The sequence below is a fragment of the Xenorhabdus sp. PB62.4 genome (genome assembly GCF_014467285.1).
Taxonomy (GTDB): domain Bacteria; phylum Pseudomonadota; class Gammaproteobacteria; order Enterobacterales; family Enterobacteriaceae; genus Xenorhabdus.
On sequence record NZ_NKHR01000001.1, the window covers coordinates 122618 to 142969 of the forward strand.

The 20352-nt window shown below is 42.7% G+C and carries 15 protein-coding genes and 1 pseudogene; 4 read left to right on the forward strand and 12 right to left on the reverse strand.

Annotation, left to right across the window (positions count from 1 at the left end):
* Positions 1-367: 367 nt before the first annotated feature.
* From Xenpb_RS00520 to Xenpb_RS00570, 11 genes are all read right to left on the reverse strand, one after another.
* Positions 368-910 (reverse strand): fimbrial protein, encoded by a 543-nt coding sequence (locus Xenpb_RS00520; protein ID WP_187652612.1) that lies wholly within the window; start codon positions 908-910, stop codon positions 368-370.
* A 727-nt stretch (positions 911-1637) separates the two neighbouring features.
* Positions 1638-2354: a purine-nucleoside phosphorylase gene (deoD, locus tag Xenpb_RS00525; RefSeq protein ID WP_187652613.1), complete on the reverse strand. Its 717-nt coding sequence runs from the start codon at positions 2352-2354 to the stop codon at positions 1638-1640.
* A gap of 71 nt (positions 2355-2425) precedes the next feature.
* The gene (gene deoB, locus Xenpb_RS00530; RefSeq protein ID WP_187652614.1) at positions 2426-3649 is read right to left on the reverse strand and encodes a phosphopentomutase; all 1224 of its coding nucleotides are present in this window, start codon (positions 3647-3649) and stop codon (positions 2426-2428) included.
* A 77-nt stretch (positions 3650-3726) separates the two neighbouring features.
* Positions 3727-5052 carry a thymidine phosphorylase gene (gene deoA / locus Xenpb_RS00535; RefSeq protein WP_187652615.1) on the reverse strand — a complete coding sequence of 442 codons (1326 nt, stop codon included), beginning with the start codon at positions 5050-5052 and terminating at the stop codon, positions 3727-3729.
* Between the two features lie 90 nt (positions 5053-5142).
* Positions 5143-5922 carry a deoxyribose-phosphate aldolase gene (deoC, locus tag Xenpb_RS00540; protein WP_187652616.1) on the reverse strand — a complete coding sequence of 260 codons (780 nt, stop codon included), beginning with the start codon at positions 5920-5922 and terminating at the stop codon, positions 5143-5145.
* 501 nt (positions 5923-6423) lie between these two features.
* Positions 6424-7689: a NupC/NupG family nucleoside CNT transporter gene (locus tag Xenpb_RS00545; protein WP_187652835.1), complete on the reverse strand. Its 1266-nt coding sequence runs from the start codon at positions 7687-7689 to the stop codon at positions 6424-6426.
* 350 nt (positions 7690-8039) lie between these two features.
* Positions 8040-8810 (reverse strand): TatD family hydrolase, encoded by a 771-nt coding sequence (locus Xenpb_RS00550; RefSeq protein ID WP_187652617.1) that lies wholly within the window; start codon positions 8808-8810, stop codon positions 8040-8042.
* The gene (locus tag Xenpb_RS00555) at positions 8811-9935 is read right to left on the reverse strand and encodes a DUF6363 domain-containing protein (RefSeq protein WP_187652618.1); all 1125 of its coding nucleotides are present in this window, start codon (positions 9933-9935) and stop codon (positions 8811-8813) included. It abuts the gene before it with no gap.
* 325 nt (positions 9936-10260) lie between these two features.
* Positions 10261-10662, reverse strand: a complete 402-nt coding sequence (locus Xenpb_RS00560) for a BON domain-containing protein (RefSeq protein WP_187652619.1) — start codon at positions 10660-10662, stop codon at positions 10261-10263.
* A 192-nt stretch (positions 10663-10854) separates the two neighbouring features.
* A complete protein-coding gene (prfC, locus tag Xenpb_RS00565) occupies positions 10855-12444 on the reverse strand; it encodes a peptide chain release factor 3 (RefSeq protein ID WP_187652620.1) in 1590 nt (529 codons plus the stop codon).
* A gap of 327 nt (positions 12445-12771) precedes the next feature.
* On the reverse strand, positions 12772-12912 hold the full coding sequence (locus Xenpb_RS00570; protein ID WP_187652621.1) for a hypothetical protein: 141 nt from the start codon (positions 12910-12912) through the stop codon (positions 12772-12774).
* A 396-nt stretch (positions 12913-13308) separates the two neighbouring features.
* On the opposite strand from Xenpb_RS00570, the gene Xenpb_RS00575 reads away from it, so the two are divergent.
* Both Xenpb_RS00575 and Xenpb_RS00580 read left to right on the forward strand, forming a co-directional pair.
* Positions 13309-16488, forward strand: coding sequence for an autotransporter outer membrane beta-barrel domain-containing protein (locus Xenpb_RS00575; protein ID WP_187652622.1), 3180 nt, complete (start codon positions 13309-13311; stop codon positions 16486-16488).
* A gap of 572 nt (positions 16489-17060) precedes the next feature.
* Positions 17061-18374 (forward strand): sodium-dependent transporter, encoded by a 1314-nt coding sequence (locus Xenpb_RS00580; protein ID WP_187652623.1) that lies wholly within the window; start codon positions 17061-17063, stop codon positions 18372-18374.
* Between the two features lie 283 nt (positions 18375-18657).
* Here the strand turns inward: Xenpb_RS00580 and Xenpb_RS19795 are convergent.
* A pseudogene (locus tag Xenpb_RS19795) lies at positions 18658-18798 on the reverse strand (helix-turn-helix domain-containing protein); the annotation flags it as partial.
* A gap of 411 nt (positions 18799-19209) precedes the next feature.
* Here Xenpb_RS19795 and Xenpb_RS19800 point away from each other — a divergent pair.
* On the forward strand, positions 19210-19539 hold the full coding sequence (locus tag Xenpb_RS19800) for a hypothetical protein (RefSeq protein WP_255522977.1): 330 nt from the start codon (positions 19210-19212) through the stop codon (positions 19537-19539).
* A gap of 299 nt (positions 19540-19838) precedes the next feature.
* Entirely contained in the window at positions 19839-20123 is a 285-nt protein-coding gene (locus Xenpb_RS00595) for a PAAR domain-containing protein (protein WP_187652624.1), read from the forward strand.
* The last annotated feature ends 229 nt before the right edge of the window (positions 20124-20352 follow it).

The window sequence follows — 20352 nt, forward strand, 5'->3', positions numbered from 1 at the left end:
AACCGTACTGCGGGGAATAGAGAAAACATGTCACCACCGGTATGCCATCAAAAATTAATTTCGAATGGCAAAAAATTTTATTTTCCTAATACAGCCAATAGAGAACACCGTAGATTAAATAAAACAGGGTATTTCAATTTACCTCATATAGGGTTCATTTCGTTAATGGCACATTCTGCCTACTCAATGGATCGTAATATTGATTTATATCAATAAAGCCGATTTCATTACAGAATATTGTAATACCATACTGCTAACACGTGATATTCAAGAAATACCCTGAAAGTATCATCAGGAAACTCATAATAGAAATCGCGATTGGTTTCCTGATATTCAACTAATAAAAACTACCTGTCAGTTCGGAATATTACAGGTAGTTCAAAGTGAAGTTTGCGATAGCAGTAAAGTTACCTGTTTTCACTGTAATGTCTTTACCTTCAGTACCACCCTGCAAACCTTTCAGGCGTGCAGCGAAATTCAGGTTATTGTCGCCATCTTGCAGAGACATCAATTCAGATGCCTGGCCCAGAGGAATATGCTTGTTACCATGATTAGTAATCATGATACCAGCACCTTCTGCACCACCTTCAATAGCCAACAAGCCTTTGATATTACCGTCAGCTTCTGGGCCGGTGAACGTTGTGGTTACGCCTTTTTTAACGCCAAGCTCACAACCTTGTAGTTCAATCTTGAAAGGCACAGAAGCTGAGTGACCACCATCTTTCAGAACAATGTTGCTCACTTGGCCCATTTCAACTTCAATATTATTATTTTTGATTGAACACACTGAATTAATAATAGAACCATTGAATTTGACTGTGCCGTTACCTTGAGTAGGTGCTGCATTTGCCGCGCCAGCAGTTAAAGCCACACCCAAACCTAAAACCATCGCCAATTTGTTAAGTTTCATAATTTAACTTATGCCTTTAATTGTAAAATAGATTCTGATAGCCAAAAGGAAGCCGAAGCACAGAAATTAATTTCTGACACTTAGGCGAATGATTATTTAGTTTTTTGACAGAAATCATAACCGGTCAAAATAAACCAAACTGACAATATCATTCTACAGAATAAGTCTTAAGTCAAATTTCAGCCGATAAAACTGGTTATGTGCCTTAACATCATATGAAATATGAGTTTTTATAAAAAAGTACGCATAATGAGTAGAATATTTTACTAATAATTTTTTTATTTTGGATTATTCCCCTGAGTTATATCGAGCAATGTTTAGTAATTTAGTATCTTAATTGGTGTTGCTTTATTGCTCTATTTTATCTTTCTGAAAAGCAGGGGTGTTTTATTATCTCGTCATAACCATAATATTTAGTTTTTATTATCAATCTTATTGTTTAAGCCAAAATAAACACAAAACATTTATCTGGTAAGTATAATTACCAAGCTAATTATCAATCAACAGTATAATTTAAAAAAATGCCACTTTAAATTGGTTAAATTTATTCGCTTTATCCATTTTTTAATCAATTTATTGCGGAATAAAATAACTATTAAATAAATCTGCCTAACCCATCATTAACAAAATAGGAAAGGGAAAATATATTTTATAAATAAAAAGCCCTTTCCAATAATGGAAAGGGCTTATTTTTTTCTAATAAGACGGTAAAATTATTTACGTTTTTTTAATTATCACCTAACAAAATGGATTCAAGTGCAATCTCAATCATGTCGTTAAATGTATTTTGACGCTCTTCAGCCGTTGTTTGTTCGCCTGTACGAATATGGTCAGAAACAGTACAGATCGCCAGCGCTTTTGCACCAAACTCAGCAGCAACACCGTAAATACCTGCTGCTTCCATTTCAACACCCAGAATGCCGTATTTTTCCATGACATCAAACATCTGAGGGTCTGGCGTATAAAACAGATCAGCAGAGAAAATGTTACCTACACGAGCATTGATATTCTTCGCCTTGGCTGCATCAACAGCATTGCGAACCAGATCAAAATCAGCAATCGCTGCGAAATCGTGATCTTTAAAACGCAGGCGGTTAACTTTGGAATCGGTACATGCCCCCATGCCAATCACAATATCACGGATTTTGACATCTTCACTGACAGCACCACAGGAGCCGATACGGATGATTTTTTTAACACCGAATTCAGTGATCAGTTCTTTGGCATAGATAGAGCAAGATGGGATGCCCATGCCGTGGCCCATAACAGAGATGCGGCGGCCTTTATAAGTTCCGGTGAAGCCAAGCATACCGCGAACGTTATTAACCTGACGAGCATCTTCCAGAAAAGTTTCAGCGATGTATTTTGCACGCAGTGGATCACCTGGCATCAAAACAACATCAGCAAAATCGCCCATCTCAGCATTAATATGTGGGGTAGCCATAAGTTTATTTCCTTGTTTTTATTACGTATCAAAATAAGTGAAAATGAGGAGGCCCATGGCCTCCAAAAAAATTAAAACATCGCTTTACCGTAATCCATTGGCGTCAGGTCGAAATATTTCGCCACTGTCTGACCAATGTCGGCAAATGTTTCACGATGCCCTAATGAACCTGTTTTAACGTTAGGTCCGTAAACCAGAACCGGGATATGTTCACGAGTGTGATCAGTTCCCGCCCAGGTCGGGTCACAACCGTGGTCGGCAGTAAAAATCAGAATGTCATCTTCTTTAACCAATTTCAGCATTTCTGGCAGACGACGATCAAACAATTCCAATGCAGCCGCATAACCAGCAACATCACGGCGGTGGCCGTAAGAAGAGTCAAAATCAACAAAGTTGGTAAATACGATGGTGTTATTCCCTGCCTGCTCCATTTCAATCAGTGAAGCATCAAACAGGGCATCAATGCCTGTTGCTTTAACCTTTTTAGTGATACCCACATTCGCGTAAATATCGGCAATTTTACCGATGGAAACCACTTCACCCTGCTTTTCATCAACCAGTTTTTTCAGGATGGTTGGCGCTGGTGGTTCGACCGCCAAGTCATGGCGATTGCCGGTACGCTGGAAATTCCCTGTTTTATCACCCACAAATGGGCGGGCAATAACGCGCCCGATATTATATTCGCCAATATTCAGCTCTTCACGGGCAATTTCACACAACTCATACAGGCGATCCAAACCAAAGGTCTCTTCATGGCAAGCAATCTGGAAAACAGAATCCGCAGAGGTATAGAAAATCGGCTTACCGGTTTTCATGTGCTCTTCACCCAGATTATCCAGAATCACGGTACCGGAAGAGTGACAGTTCCCCAGATAACCCGGCAAGTTAGCGCGCTCAACCAGCTTATCCAGTAATTCCGGTGGGAAACTGTTTTCTTGGTCATGGAAGTAACCCCAGTCAAACAGAACCGGAACGCCTGCAATTTCCCAGTGGCCTGATGGCGTGTCTTTACCAGAAGAAAGTTCACTCGCGTAACCATAAGCACCAATAATTTCGGCATCTTTATCCAGACCAATCGGAAAGGTTCCACAGGATTCTTCCGTCGCCTTACCCAATCCCAGACGACTGAGGTTCGGCAGGTGTAATGGCCCTTTACGACCAATATCAGCCTCACCACGAGCACATTGTTCTGCGATATGGCCTAAAGTATTAGATCCTTTGTCACCAAACTTTTCAGCGTCAGCACTTGCACCGATGCCAAAGGAATCTAATACCATGATGAATGTACGTTTCATAATTTTCTCCTGCGTCAATTCACGCTATCAATGCGGAAACTGCCAGCTATTAAAATCGATTTTCAATCTTATGTGGTTTATCCACCAATATGACGGTAAACCATCGGTGTGGCGGCTTTTGTTTCAGTTTTTTCAAAAACAAAGGCATTACGCACGGCTTCTGCGGCTTCATGCCAGGCATTTTCGCTATTGGCATGAATCATCGCCAAGGGGGTATCTGCATTGACTTTTGTCCCCCGCGCAACGATATCACTTAACCCCACACTGTAATTTATAGGGTCGGTCGCCTTACGACGGCCTCCTCCCAATGCAACAACAGACATTCCCAACGCCCGGGCATCCATTTTTGCAATGATTCCATTCTGCCCGGCCAGTACTGGCTTGCTGAATTCCGCAGTCGGCAGGTAACGGGCGTAATTTTCAACAAAATCCGTTGGCCCTTTCTGTGCTGCTACCATGCGACCGAATATTTCAGCCGCTTTGCCACTGTCCAATGCTGCTTGTAACTTACGACGCGCATCTTCACGATCGGCTGCCAAATTGCCTGACACCAGCATTTCGGCAGACAGCGCCATCGTGACCTCAAATAGCCGGGGATTACGGTACTCGCCTGTCAGAAACCGGACCGCTTCACGAACTTCCAACGCATTACCGGCACTGGATGCCAGAACCTGATTCATATCCGTCAATAATGCGGTTGTTTTGCACCCCGCACCATTGGCTACCTCGACGATAGACTCTGCCAGACGTTCTGATTGTTCATAAGTCGGCATAAGTGCCCCGGAACCAACTTTCACATCAATAACCAACGCATCCAATCCTTCGGCCAGCTTTTTACCCAAGATCGAGGCAGTAATCAAAGGAATAGAATCAACGGTCGCTGTGATATCACGCGTCGCATAAAAACGTTTATCCGCAGGTGCCAATGAGCTGGTCTGCCCTATAATAGCGACGCCAACATCCTGAATAATGCTACGGAAACGTTGTTCATCTGGAAAGATGTCAAAGCCGGGGATAGATTCTAATTTATCCAGCGTTCCTCCGGTATGCCCCAAACCCCGCCCGGAGATCATCGGCACATATCCTCCACAAGCTGCCACCATAGGGCCAAGCATCAGGGAAGTAACATCGCCCACACCGCCCGTCGAATGTTTATCGACAATCGGCCCGGGTAAGTTCAGGGTTTTCCAATCTAAAACTGTACCAGAATCACGCATTGCCAATGTCAAAGCAACACGTTCTTCCATTGTCATATCATGGAAATAGATGGTCATTGCCAGAGCAGCAATCTGCCCTTCAGAAACCGTGTTATCACGAACGCCATTAATGAAGAAACGTATTTCTTCTTCACTCAATGGATGACCATCACGTTTTTTGCGAATAATTTCCTGTGCCAGAAACAAAGCTACCTCCCAATCATTATTATCTGAAAAGAATGGCAGTAATACACATCACTTTAATCTTAACGTGTATTTAATGAGTCATTATTGCTCTCAATAACCACTGCTCTGCTTGTGTCCCTGATGCCCAAGTGTGGTCAGCAAATTACCCAACAAGCTGGAAGCACCAAAACGGAAATGGCGGGAATCAACCCATTTGTCTCCCATAATACGTTCGGCCAGTGCCAGATACTGCGCCGCTTCTTCAGCAGTACGCACACCACCCGCAGGTTTAAAGCCAACGGTATCGCCGACGCCCATATCACGGATCACACTCAGCATAATTTCAGCACTTTCCAGTGTCGCATTAACGGGAACTTTACCTGTTGAGGTTTTGATAAAATCCGCACCTGCTTTAATTGAAATTTCAGATGCCTTACGAATCAGATCCGCTTCTTTTAATTCACCGGTTTCAATAATGACTTTCAGCCAGACGCCTGATTCTGCACAGGCTGTTTTACAGGCTTTCACCAGATCAAAACCAATCTGTTCATTACCTGCCATCAATGCACGGTAAGGGAAAACAACATCCACTTCATCAGCACCATAAGCGATGGCTGCGCGGGTTTCGGCCTGTGCAATATCAATATCATCATTGCCGTGTGGGAAGTTGGTCACCGTGGCAATGCGAATGTCGGGAGTTCCCTGCTCACGCAATACTTTGCGCGCCACGGGAATAAAACGTGGGTAGATACAGACGGCAGCCGTATGTCCGGCAGGGCTGTTTGCCTGACGACAAAGTGCCGTCACTTTTTCATCTGTATCATCATCATTAAGTGTCGTTAAATCCATCAGACTCAGCGCATGCTGAGCGGCGGCGGTTAAATCGGTCATAAAACTCTCCAACGGTATTATTATCGTGACTGAATCAGTTCACATATTCTTTTGTACGATTATTTTGAACGAACGGTTATTGTTAACCATTAACACATTCGTTTGTTGGCGAGCGGACTTGGTTCCTTGAAGATGTTGCTATCATAATAATAGACGACAACAACAATAGAGTTCCTTCTCTCCGCACTATTTTTTGTGCAATCTTTCTGCACTTAGCTCTCTTCAGCCTGCATAACCTTACGGGTATCAGCTTCATCCATAAAGTTTTTGCGTATCATTATTTGAACATGTAAATGATCAATAATTAGTGCTGAAAATCACATTAACAAAATACAATTTGCAATCACAAACATTTTAATGTGAATTTGATCACATTTAATAATCCCAGGAAAAACAAAAGCAGGTGAGATATCTCACCTGCATTCAATTTGATACGCGTTTCCCTGCGTCTTACTATTTTTAGCGTCTTACCATTTTCAGCGTCTTACCATTTCCTGCGTCTTATAATGCGAGGAAGAATCCGGCAATTGTTGCACTCATTAAGTTAGAGAGTGAACCAGCCAGTACCGCTTTCAGGCCGAAACGGGCAATATCACCGCGACGGTTTGGTGCCATACCGCCCAAGCCACCCAACAGAATAGCAACAGAAGACAAGTTCGCGAATCCGCACAGAGCAAAGGCAATAATGGCTTTAGTATGGTCAGAAAGCACTTGCAGACCTGCTGCCTGAACCACATCATCTGCCTTCAGGTATTCACCAAAGTTCATGAATGCGACGAATTCATTGACGACTATCTTCTGTCCAATGAAAGAACCCGCGATAGTCGCTTCATGCCACGGAATACCAATCAGATAGGCAATTGGAGCAAAAACCCAACCCAGAATCAGTTCCATGGATAATTGAGGATAATCAAACCAACCGCCGACGCCACCTAAGATACCATTCAGCAAAGCAATCAATGCGGTGAATGCCAGCAACATTGCGCCGACGTTCAGAGCCAGTTGCATACCTGATGCTGCACCTGATGCGGCGGCATCAATGATATTTGCAGGGCGATCTTCCGCCGATACCAGTGACATCGCATCAGCCGTATCGTGAGTTTGTTCTGTTTCCGGCACCATCAGTTTTGCAAACAGCAATCCGCCCGGCGCAGCCATGAATGAAGCGGCAATCAAGTATTCCAGCGGAACGCCCATGGATGCGTATCCTGCCAATACTGAACCCGCTACAGAAGCCAAGCCACCGCACATAACAGCAAACAACTCAGATTGAGTCATGGTCGCAATATAAGGGCGAACAACCAAAGGCGCTTCCGTTTGACCTACGAAAATATTCGCAGTTGCAGACAGAGATTCAGTCCGTGATGTTCCCAACACTTTCTGCAAACCACCGCCCAATATTTTGATGATGAGCTGCATAATGCCCATGTAATACAGAACCGCGATGAGTGAGGAGAAGAACACGATGACAGGCAGAACACGCAGAGCAAAAACAAAGCCGCCGCCGCCGAACAGTTCAAACATTTTGTCGGAAACCAGGCCGCCAAAAATAAAATCTGTTCCTTTCTGACCGTATCCAATCACGTTGGAAACGCCTTGTGATACTCCTTGCAGAATGTCTTTGCCAGCCGGTACGTAAAGTACAAACGCCCCAATAGCAACCTGAATCAAAAAGGCGCCTAGGACGGTACGGATTTTAATGGCTCGATAGTTACTGGAAAAGAGTACTGCGATAAAAATCAGCACTACCATCCCGATCAGGCTCATAAGGAGTTGCATTGGAAGAATCCCTGTTCACTGAATGAATAATAAAAAAATATGTCAGCTATTCTTAAATTCCTACTGACACAGTGTGTGCGCCGATTATACCTAGTCCCCAAAAGGAACAAGCAACTAACATCACAAATTAATACCGCAAAAAGTAATATAAAAACTCAAAATGAGAGATTCATCACATAAAACCACCTAATTTCGGTGGGATTAGATAATTTTATGGAGAAAAGGCTAAAATAAAGAATAAATAGGCAGGGAATATAAGTTAAACATTATTAATGTTTATTTGAAACGCATTGTATACTTCTACGATTGAAGAATCTTTATCATTTTGTTGATTAAAGTTAACTCAATGTAAATAATGCTACACTATTCTGATAAATTTGGTTGACAATTTCATCTGGAGATTCTTGACGCAATTCACACAATATTGAAAAAACCTGTGCGACTCTTTCTGGCCGATTTGGCTGTCCCTGAAATCCTGATAATGGCATGTCAGGTGCATCTGTTTCCAATACCAGAGATGACAGCGGTAATTGCGAAATGGTATTACGTGTCTTTTGTGCCCTTTCGTAAGTAATCGTTCCTCCAACACCAATGTAAAACCCCAAACGAATAAAAGCCTGAGCCTGGGACAGGCTCCCTGCAAAACCATGAATCACGCCGGTGCGTGGCAAATTCTGCTTCCGCAAGATTGCCGCTAATTGGTCGTGGCTTTTTCTGGAATGAAGTATCACAGGCAAATCATATTGCTTAGCTAGCTTTATTTGTTCTTCCAACACATTTTTTTGTTTTTCAAACTGTGGCTCCGGCATATGAAGATCCAGACCAATCTCACCTACCGCCACACATTTGGCACTTTTCTTCTGTAGCTGTCGCTCCAGCTCATCCAGATGCACGTTTTGATGTTCACGGATATAGAGTGGATGTAAGCCAAAAGCGGCATAGATTGAGGGATAATTCTCTGCCAGCGTGGCAATTCTCTGGAAATTCATTTGGCTCACCGAAGGCACGATAATTTTTCCCACGCCCACTTGTTTGGCTTGTTCCAGACTTGTTGTTTCATTACCCGCAAAAGGAGGAAAATCAAAATGGCAATGTGTATCAATAAACATCTACTTATCCAGACTATCCACAATGATCGACTCTGTTGCCTGTGCATTATCAATCACATCAGGTACAAGATTCTCTACTATTGAGTGATTGGCATGATTCAGAAAATGGTTTCGCCGGAAGCAATTACGATTGATGCCATCACTGTTTAAACCACTGCGGCACACGCCATAACTCTTACGTTCTGCGTGGCCAAATTTTCCACCCACAAAGGTATGCCCGATCGTTGCCAAAAAATACCGCCCACAGCGCCTTCCTAAATGATAATCCTGATTTAGTGCGCTGATTCGGCTTCCCAATGCCATAGCAGACAGGGGGGCAGGTGGATAAATTTCAAAAATTTGTACATCATCCGGTGGATTCTCGATAAATTTCTGTGTCCGGTGGTAACTCTGTGCATGGAGATTGAGCATTTTCACCATTTTTTGCAAGCTGCTGGTTTCCAGCCAACGCTCCATACGCTTGAGCCATTGAGGCGTATAATACAGTTGTGAAGGCACTGTCCGGATAACAACAATCGTATCTGCACCACGGCGATAGGCTTCTTGCACAGGTATCGCATCGCTAATACCACCATCTTGATAAATAACATCACCAAGTGTCACACCATTACGATAAAAACCGGGAATAGCACTGGAGGCTTTCACAATGTTCATCCAGTTTTTATCATCAGGATGCAAATAATCTGCTTTAAAATCATCAGCGCGACAGGCACACATATAGAATTCGCGTCCGGCATCAAATTGACGCATTGCCGTAGAAATATTAAGTGGTAACTGCTCAGAGATAGTATCAATATACCAATCGAGATCGATCAAGTGCCCACCGCGAACAAAACGCAAAGGGTTAAAAAAGGCGGGATCTGTAGTATAACGATTGATCACTCTACGGGCATAACCCGGTTGACCACAAATATAGGCAGAGAGGTTTTGTGCTCCCGCAGATGTCCCAAGAAATAATTCAAAGGGATTAAAATTAAGCCGGAGAAATTCATCCAAAACACCTGCGGTAAAAATACCTCGTTGACCACCACCTTCACAAACAAGGGCAATTTTCCCTGGCTTAATCTGGGAGTTATAAGCTAAAGGTTCTATATTACCTAGCGTTATTGGAATATGTTTCCCCACTCTTCTCCTCCTCTAAAAACAATGAACCCTATGGACTAACACATTTATGCTAAATATCTATCAAGATATTGTTGCTTAAACAACTCAACTTGTAATGGTTTCGTTAAAAGATTAAGAATAACGCATCAATAGATAAATAAATATTAGCTTAGCAAGTTACCTAAATACAGCCAGTGAATAGTATTCTTATGAGATAATCTCGCAATTTAATAGGATCTTATTTGAGGAAAAGAAGTAAAAAGAGTGGCTTATTACCACCACTCTATTCATAATTTCAGTTACTGTTTCATACCCTTCACCTTGAAATCCATTGGGTATATATCCGTTATTCTTTGATCTCTATCGTGCTTTTCACGGATTTAACTCCTTTCACTCCATGAGCAATTTTGGCTATTTTGGCTGCCTGATGTTTGTTTTTGACAAAACCCGAAAGGTAAACAACACCTTTTTCCGTTTTCACCGAAATGTCATTACTGTTTATACCTTTATGTTCCAGCAACTTCCCTTTCACTTTTGCCGTAATGGCGCTATCGTCCAAATAAACATCGGCGTGCTGCATGGAAGTATCTATTTTCTTCCCTGTGTTTTCTATTGAGCGATCAATTTTCTGCCCTGTACTCTCTACAGTTTTTCCCGGAGAGGTTTCGGCAGCCAGAGCACTACCACTGATCAATACCGAGCCTAGAACAACAGCCAGTAGTGAATGTACAAACTTGATATTTTTCATCCTACCACCTTTTTAATTTAAGCTAGAATCGTTGCCAACAGTATGTCAATTAGGCTGTGCTGATAAAATGGGATTTACAAAAAATAACGTATATTTTCACTAAATCAGAGAATTATTCTTTAACTTAAGAAAAAGGCAGGGAATATGAGTAAAATAGAAAGAGCCAACAGGATAGTTGGCTCAAAAGAAATATTAGTGTTCCCGTGTCTTACGGAAAGAGACATCAGGATAGCGTTCACTGGTCAGGTTTAAGTTAACCATTGTTGGCGCAATGTAAGTTAAGTTATCACCGCCATCGAGTGCCAAGTTCATTTCATTTTTACGTTTGAACTCTTCTAATTTCTTCACATCATTGCATTCGACCCAACGAGCCGTAGAAACGTTAACCGGTTCATACAGTGCTTCAACGTTGTATTCACTCTTCAAACGAGCAACAACAACATCAAACTGGAGCACACCTACCGCCCCAACGATCAAATCGTTATTGCCCAGTGGGCGGAAAACCTGAACCGCTCCTTCTTCTGATAATTGCACCAGACCTTTCAGTAATTGCTTCTGTTTTAACGGATCACGCAGACGGATACGACGGAACAATTCTGGCGCAAAGTTAGGAATACCGGTAAATTTCAGTTCTTCACCCTGAGTAAAGGTATCACCAATCTGGATTGTGCCATGATTGTGCAAGCCGATAATATCTCCCGGGTAAGCATGCTCAACATGAGAGCGATCTCCTGCCATAAAAGTCAGTGCATCAGAGATGACGACATCTTTCTTGATACGGACTTGACGCAGTTTCATTCCCTTTTCATATTTACCGGAAACAACCCGCAAAAATGCCACGCGGTCGCGGTGTTTAGGGTCCATGTTAGCCTGAATTTTGAAGACAAAACCGGTGAATTTCTCTTCACTGGCTGTCACTTCACGTGCATCAGACCGACGAGGCATCGGAGTCGGCGCCCATTCAACAAGGCCATCCAACATATGATCAACACCAAAGTTACCCAACGCAGTACCAAAAAAGACCGGCGTGAGTTCACCTTGTAAAAAGGCATCCTGATCAAACTCATGAGATGCACCTTTGACCAGTTCCAGCTCTTCGCGCAATTGATTCGCCAGCTCTTCACCTACCGCAGCATCCAGATCAGGATTGTCCAATCCCTTGATAGCACGGACTTCCTGAATAGTGTGGCCCTGACCAGATTGGTACAGATAAGTTTCATCAAGGTAAAGATGATAGACCCCTTTGAAAGACTTACCACAGCCGATCGGCCATGTAATCGGGCTACATGCGATGTTCAGCTCATTTTCCACTTCATCCATCAGCTCCATCGGATCACGAATATCACGGTCGAGCTTGTTCATGAATGTCAGGATTGGCGTATCACGCAGACGGGTCACTTCCATCAACTTGCGGGTACGATCTTCAACCCCTTTCGCAGCATCAATCACCATTAAACAACAGTCAACGGCGGTCAAAGTACGGTAAGTATCTTCGGAGAAGTCTTCGTGGCCCGGGGTATCCAGCAAGTTAACCAGACAATCGCTATAAGGAAACTGCATCACAGAAGTAGTAATGGAGATACCACGCTGTTTTTCCATTTCCATCCAGTCTGATTTTGCGTGTTGGTTAGAACCTCGGCCCTTTACCGTCCCCGCTTTCTGGATAGCCTGTCCGAACAGTAATACTTTTTCGGTAATAGTCGTCTTACCCGCATCGGGGTGGGAAATTATTGCAAAGGTGCGCCGTTTCGCAACTTCTTGCAGAAATGGGGAGTTTGCCATCAATTGGGATCTTCTAGTCTATATGCGGATTAATATCATTTGGGAAGCACCTCCTGCTGGCACTTCGCCGTCAAATCCGTCGTGTTAATCGTGATTGGCGCTTATTTTGGCTGAACTTGGAGTTATAAACAACCAATGATTATCGCTCTCATTAAAGTCAGATACAGCGGGTTTAGAATCAATCCCACAAATTAATTCCATATTCGATTTGTTTAATAGCTTCTACCTATTGTGTCAGCTTGTTTGCAATTCACTATTTGCTTCGCATTCGGTCGTGCTCCTTGAATGGCCCGCATGTTTACTCAATTACCCAAAGTTGTCCCACCATCAACAACAATATCCCCATCCCTGAGCAATCTGGATGATATAATGAAAAGCCGCTAAAGAAGTCTCGCCTGATAGCCTGAATCGCCGCCAAACCATAGGACTGATACCCCGAAGAGCCATTTTCACGATATAGGATTTCATGGTGAGATGCCGGATAAGTACGTTTGATTGCTCATTCTATCGCCAATTGAATCGAGTGCCCTACACATTTTTATGCTCTCTATCAATATCACGCCATCTCCCTGAAACATAAACATAACTGTGCTATTTTTTCCGAAATAATATTATTTGTTATGTTTCATTTAAAATATATATAAATAAACGTTAATAAAATATGGCATTTTATGGGTGTTTAGGGGGTGCAGGTGATGGCGTTGATTAAACACATTTTTTTAATGAGAACCTGAAAATCAGCATGTCTTTTTAATCCTTCCCTGTTCTTAGGAAACTATATCTTTGATGGTTCCTGCCCGCTTACACAATAAAAAAACATAAGAACTGGTAATTTTGGCAAATCAACAATGGATGGTAACTGAAATGAAGAAGCGATATAGAATACCTCGAAGTGCTCTGACTACCGCACGTTTATCCATCAAAACCCAACCCCGTATACTTCACTACGCTATCGCCTGCTGTCTGGCTGCTGCCAGTGCAGGAGCTTATGCGGAAGACTATGTTGAAAAGGGAAAAATAGGTGATCCGGCTAGTTGGCGTACCAGTGAGTTCTTGAAGAGCTGGGGGCTTGGTGCTATTCATGCCGACGAAGCTTATGCCAGAGGCTATACCGGTAAGGGAATCAAACTGGGGATATTTGATCAGGTGGTTTATGCCAACCACCCTGAATTCGCAGGAAAAGATAAGGTTATCAACCTGACTACTTCTGGAATACGCGAGTATACCGATCCCTATATTAACGTTAAGAGAGGTGACGAGTTCACTTATGATGGCACCCCGACCAAAGATAAATACGGCAAACTAGGGGCACATGGTGTTCATGTTGCGGGTATTGCGGCAGCCAATCGAGATGGCAAAGAAATGCATGGCGTGGCCTATAACGCCCAAATAATCAGTGCGGATAATGGTGATCCCGGCCCGGAAGATGGCATCATCTTAGGTAATGATGGCGGTGTTTATCAGGCGGGCTGGAATGCGTTGATAAACAGTGGGGCTCGCATCATTAACAACAGTTGGGGTATTGGTATTGATGAGAAGCTTGAGGATAACGGTAAATATCCGAATGGACCTCATTTTACCTTGGCAGAAGCCCAGAGGCAGTTTGATGAAATCAAACCCATTTTGGGTACAAAACCGGGCGGTGCATATCAGGGAGCCATTGATGCGGCACGCAGTGGGATTGTGACCATTTTTGCTGCCGGTAATAGCTATAACTACACGCATCCAGATGCCATCGCAGGCTTGGCATGGTTTGTCCCTGACATCGCCCCAAACTGGTTAACGGTTACCAGCTTGCAGAAAGATCCCAATAGTACCAATAGCGAACCTTATACCATCAGTGATTTTGCTTCCCGTTGTGGTTATACCGCCAGCTTTTGTGTCAGTGCACCCGGCAGTTATATATATAGTTCAATTATCACAGGAACAGGGGTGGACGATTTGAAAAACGACTACGCCAGTTACAGAGGTACTTCAATGGCGGCCCCATATGCTGGCGGCAGTATTGCGGTATTGATGGAGCGTTTCCCCTATATGACGGGTGCTCAAGTCGCTTCTGTGCTTCGTACTACAGCGACAGATATGGGAGAAAAGGGGATTGATGAGCTTTACGGTTGGGGATTGATCAACCTCGGTAAGGCAATCAATGGCCCCGGTATGTTCTATACCGCAGAAGATATTCCTGAAAAATTCCGCATTCCCGATCCTGACGGAGTCGCTTACGGTAACGGCCAGTTTATTGCTGATATCCCGGGGGCTGGTGCTGTGCTTGATAAAGGAAAACCCACCGAGCGCGTCTGTAATGGTGGTTTGTGTGAATGGGATATATGGAGCAACGATATCAGCGGTCATGGCGGGTTGACTAAACAGGGGAGCGGTAAGCTTATCCTTAGCGGTAATAATACCTATTCCGGCCCAACCTTGGTCAAACAGGGGTTACTGAACGTCAGCGGTAGTATTTCCTCGACTGTTTCAGTACAGGAAAGCGGAATTCTTGGCGGAAATGGTACTGTTGGTATGCTTAATGTCCAGAGTGGCGGTACTGTTGCACCGGGTAACGCTATTAATCCGCTTACGGCTATTGATCCGCTTAAGGCTATTGATCCGCGTAAAGAGGCTATTGGTACGCTGAAGGCTACTGAAAAAGTGACCTTTGAACCCGGCTCTCATTATGCTGTTGAAATCGCTTCCAATGGACGCAGTGACCGCATTCAGGCTGAAAAAAATGTACAACTCAATGGCGGCAAGGTTTCTGTTTTCCTTGAAAATAAGGATAACTTGCTCTCCCTTAACGAAGTGCAAAGCTTAGCCGGTCAGCAATACACTATTCTTAGTGCGAAGCAGGACATCAACGGTCGATTTGATCATGTTGTTCCGAATTACTTGTTCCTTGGTACGAGCTTGTCTTATCAACCCAGTGACGTCACTCTCCATGTCGGACGCAATGACACCGCTTTCGCGGCAGTGACTGAGACACAGAATGAACGTGCAATAGCTGTGGCTGCTGATACCCTCGGCGCTGGCAACCCGGTTTACGAAAGTCTTCTGACCAGTACTTCTGCGGAACAAGCCAGACATGCCATTCGTCAGCTCGATGGGCAAGTTCATGCTGATATCGCTTCCTTGTTGGTTAATGATAGCCGCTATCTGCGTGATACGTTGAATACTCGGTTGAGTCAGGCTGAAGGTCGTTCATCATCGCCCGATATTCATGGAGACGATAATGGCGCATGGGTAAGATTGCTTGGTGCATGGAGCCATGCTTCCGGTACACAGAATGCGACGGGCTATCAGGCATCCAACTATGGTGTATTCCTGGGCGCGGATGCTCTCATGGATGAATACAGCCGTCTTGGTATCGCGACAGGTTACACCCGTACTTCGCTGGATGGTGGTAACAGTGCCACTGCTGACAGCAATAACTATCACCTTGCGCTTTACGGTGATCGCCAGTTTGGTGATTTAGTTCTGCGTACCAATGGTGGGTTCACTTGGCACCGTATTGACACCCAACGTTCTGTTAGCTACGACAGTCAATATGACCGTGAAGAAACGAAATACAATGGCCGGACAGCGCAACTATCTGCGGAATTGGCTTATCATCTGCCAGCGGGTGCGGTGAATTTGGAACCTTTCGTTAATCTGGCTTATGTCAATTTCCGCAATGAAGGTATTAACGAAAACGGCGGTGCTGCCGCACTCCACGGTGATAAACAACATACCGAAGCGACAATCTCTACACTGGGATTGCGTGCTAACCATAACTGGCAGACTTCATGGGGTTCTTCAATTGCCCTGAATGGGGAATTAGGCTGGCAGCATCAATACGGTGAACGTGAACGCGCTACGGGCCTGGCATTCCGTGGTAGTAACACGACTTTTGTAACCCGTAGTGTTCCTGTTTCCCGTGACGGTGTGGTGTTGAAAGCGAATGCAGAGATGAGTGCAAGTGATAATGTCTCATTCACGCTCGGCTATAGCGGGTTGTTGTCCGGCAGCCATCAGGACAATAGCATGAACGTGGGCTTTAAATGGCAATTCTGATGATTCATAGGGTATAAAAACAAGCAGAGCTGGTTAAGCTGGCTCTGCAATTTCCATTGTGTATCTGTTAACATAGTTCGCGGCATGATGGTGAGGTCTGGTTATTTTTTGGCGAAAACGATTATACCAAATCATCATGCTGTGCAATAACTCCTCACAAAACGTCAACAGCACCTGGCACCTTAGATCCTCAGAGCGTACTTGATGGGATCAGGTTCGCTTGTTGCACTTACCCAAAAGGTTCATGTGAAGTAACCGGGGAAGCGTTGGTGCATACCTTTTAGCACTTAACAGTTTTACTTGGGGGCAGTTGTTGGCGATTCTAGCTGTTATTACCACTATCATTCTGTATCTTGCGAGTATCAGTGAATATGATGCTTATCATTGACTGTTAAATCAGAATCCAGTTTCGCCAGTGGAAACTCAAGTAGTTGTGATAGTTACTATTACATGTACAATTATTTTTACAACAATAAGTTAACAATTATTATGACATACCGTTTATTATCTAAAAATATTTGGGCATTGGGCCTGGATACATGTGCTGACACTGTATTTATTCGGGGGTTAGCATGAGTCAACAATGGACATCCCGTCTGGGGCACATATTAGCAGCAACTGGATCTGCCGTTGGCATTGGTGCCATCTGGAAATTCTCGTATGTTTCAGCAACAAATGGTGGCGGTGCATTTCTGGTTGTATTTTTATTGTTTAGCTTTGTGATTGGATTAGCGGTTCTGTTAGCTGAAAACATACTGGGAAGCAGTACGGGTGAAGTGGCCGTTGATGCGTTTAAAAAATTACTTGGTAAACACTGGGGGTGGGTTGGCTTTATAGGTATATTCAGTTCATGGTGTATCTATAGCTTTTACAGTGTCGTCGGTGGTTGGACCATAGGTTACACGGTGATGGCGAGTACAGGGAAGCTGAATATTACAGACATCTCTCAACTGACATCTATTTTCACCAATTTCATCAGCAATCCATGGTGGCCGATAATTGCACATCTGGCATTTTCAGGGCTAACCTGTTTCGTAGTATTATCTGGTGTGCAAAAAGGTTTAGAAAAATCAGTTAAGGTCATGATGCCACTGTTATTCTTGATCATGATAGCGTTAATTATTGTCGGCATCCGTTTACCTGGCTCATCAGAAGGGCTGAAATTATTCTTATACCCAGACTTCAGTAGCTTGACCGGAAAAGGTGTTTTAGATGCGTTAGGGTTGGCATTTTTTTCACTGTCTATCGGTTTGGGTATCCACATTACGTACAGCTCCTATTTGCCTAATAACAAAGGTATTGGTAAATCGAGTATCTGGGTTGTAATCCTCTCCTGTTTGGTTTGTATATTGGCTGGCCTGATGATTTTTCCTGCTTTGGCCGCTGCTGGCTTAAAACCAAATGCGGGACCCGGATTAACGTTTATGACGATGCCAATTTATTTCGCCAGTATTCCTGGTGGCTCAATCTTAGCAGTCACTTTCTTTTTATTGTTATTAATGGCCGCACTGACCTCATCGATTTCATTACTTGAGCACATTGTTGCTTATGTTCAGAGGCGTTTTCAATGGACGCGTCGTAAAACAAGCTTAATAGTCACGGCATCGATTATGTTAATGGGGATCCCTGTTTCCTTATCTTTTGGTCCTCTAAGTCACGTCACATTAGGCGGAAAATCCATCTTCGACATGCTGGACTTTATTACTTCCAATGTTCTGATGCCATTATTCGGGATTATCATTTGCCTCGTATTTGGCTGGTCACGTAAGGTCAATGCACTAATACCGGATAATATGTCATCGCGGAACCGTCAGTGTTTACTGTTTGTATGGAGATATGTCGGACCTTTATGTATCGGAGTGATTTTGGTACACGGACTTATTTGATTGTGCTAAGTAGCGTCTTTCATCCGTTTTTATTTGATAGAGATAGAGAATGATGCTTCAACTTTGCGACACTGTTACATTTTAGGTAAAAAATAATACCCATTATATTAAACGGGCGAGTTTACCCACTAAAACCGCCCGTTAGCCATGATCAGAATATCTGGAATCGATTTTAATCCCAAACTCCCCTTAAGGCACTCAAAACTGAGTTGAAAGTTTGCAAACTTGTTTTGTGGTTTTCAGTGTTTTTTAAATGAACAATCATTTTTATTAAATGTGTATTAGGCCACTGCCTACTAAGTGCATTCGCTAATGTTGATGAACTAAGTCCCGCTTCACGAAAAACTGACACTAAGGTTGTACCACGTTTACATAATGCAGCAATAATATCGGCCTGATGCCAGTCCTTTCCAACGTTATTCATTCTTGCTACCCTTTCCATCAATTTTACAGGAAAGGATGCAAGAAAAAATGCCAGCGGCCCTATCGCGCCAAATGGTTCTTGGATATTGCCGGGCACAGGAAATACACCGGAAGGATTAAAAAAGGTCTGCAAAATTATAAACCAATAGAGTGGAAGTTATGAGGTTCTTGAAATACAAAAACATCATGACATACAGAAATTATCTTGAAGGAAAGATTGATTCATATAAATAATAAATTTCAAAAACTATAGTTACTGGATTTTCAATGTGATGAAAAATATATTTCACCAGCAGCTATAGTGTTATCTATTATGATCGGAGATATCATAAATATGACAATATAACTTAATGAAGACCAATGGAATAGGCTAAAAAAACATTCATTCAATGCTTATATTGATGAATTGGTAGTGCATTGTAATGAATCCTATCCCTATCTTGATATAAAATTAGGTAAAGATGGCTCAAGAAAAGCACTGGAAGATGCTGTAGAAAAAGCAAAAAATGAGGGTTTTGATCAACGCGGTGCCGTTCAGTTTTATATTGATCTGCTTATTTTGTTTGGTACAGAATTTCAGACTGACCCGCAATACACATGGATAAAAACAATCCTTGATAATCACTCCTACCTTGGACAATTAGAAAAGACAAGTCTGCTTTATTATGAAGTCACTCGATATTTGAATGAAGTACATGGCGAACAAGATGAACATTTGAAAACCAGTATCATTAAATTTTAAAATATCAATATATAAAACAGGATAATATCAAGAAACTTATCCAATTTAGTGTTGAAAAATAGAATCAGTATGACATAAAAAGTGCCAATCACTCAGCATTTTTAACACTAATAATGTTTTTATTAGGCCATAAATTCGATCAGGATATTTTCTTTCCTCACTTAAACACAAGGTTATTCAAACAATATTATTCTGATACTGATTCACTAATCATAGAAATGGAAAGACAAGCCAAAGATTATTTGAAAACATTGCTTCAATAACATAGAAATATTGTAGCAAATTGCGGAGAAATAAATATGTCAAATAAAGCCGTTATCCGGTTAAATGATACAACTGATCACGGAGGAAAAGTGATCACCGCTATTGATGGTTATGTTTATCAAGGCGTTCCTGTTGCAGGCAAAGGTGATTTAGTTGTTTGCCCAAAATGTGAAGATACATTTCCGATAGTGGAAGGAAGTGAAACTTTAAAGTATCAGGGCAAACAGATTGCCTTGGAGGGCATGAGCACAGCTTGTGGGGAAAAACTGATTACTAGCCAGAAAATATTTTTTCTCCTCACTTTTTATTTTCCTCACTGAAAAAACAGGTGAGGAATTGAGATTTATTTTCCTCACTGAAAAAACAGGTGAGGAATTGAGATTTATTTTCCTCAAAGAGACCTTTGTTAATATTTTAGTTTGTTTATGTTTACATGATCTTATTTTCTCTATATCTTTTTATCCCTTAGAGGAACAAAGTGTAAACGAAGACGCAAAATTCCTATAAAAAAGCTCGCTGGTAAGCGAGCTAAATTTGTTTTTAAAATTT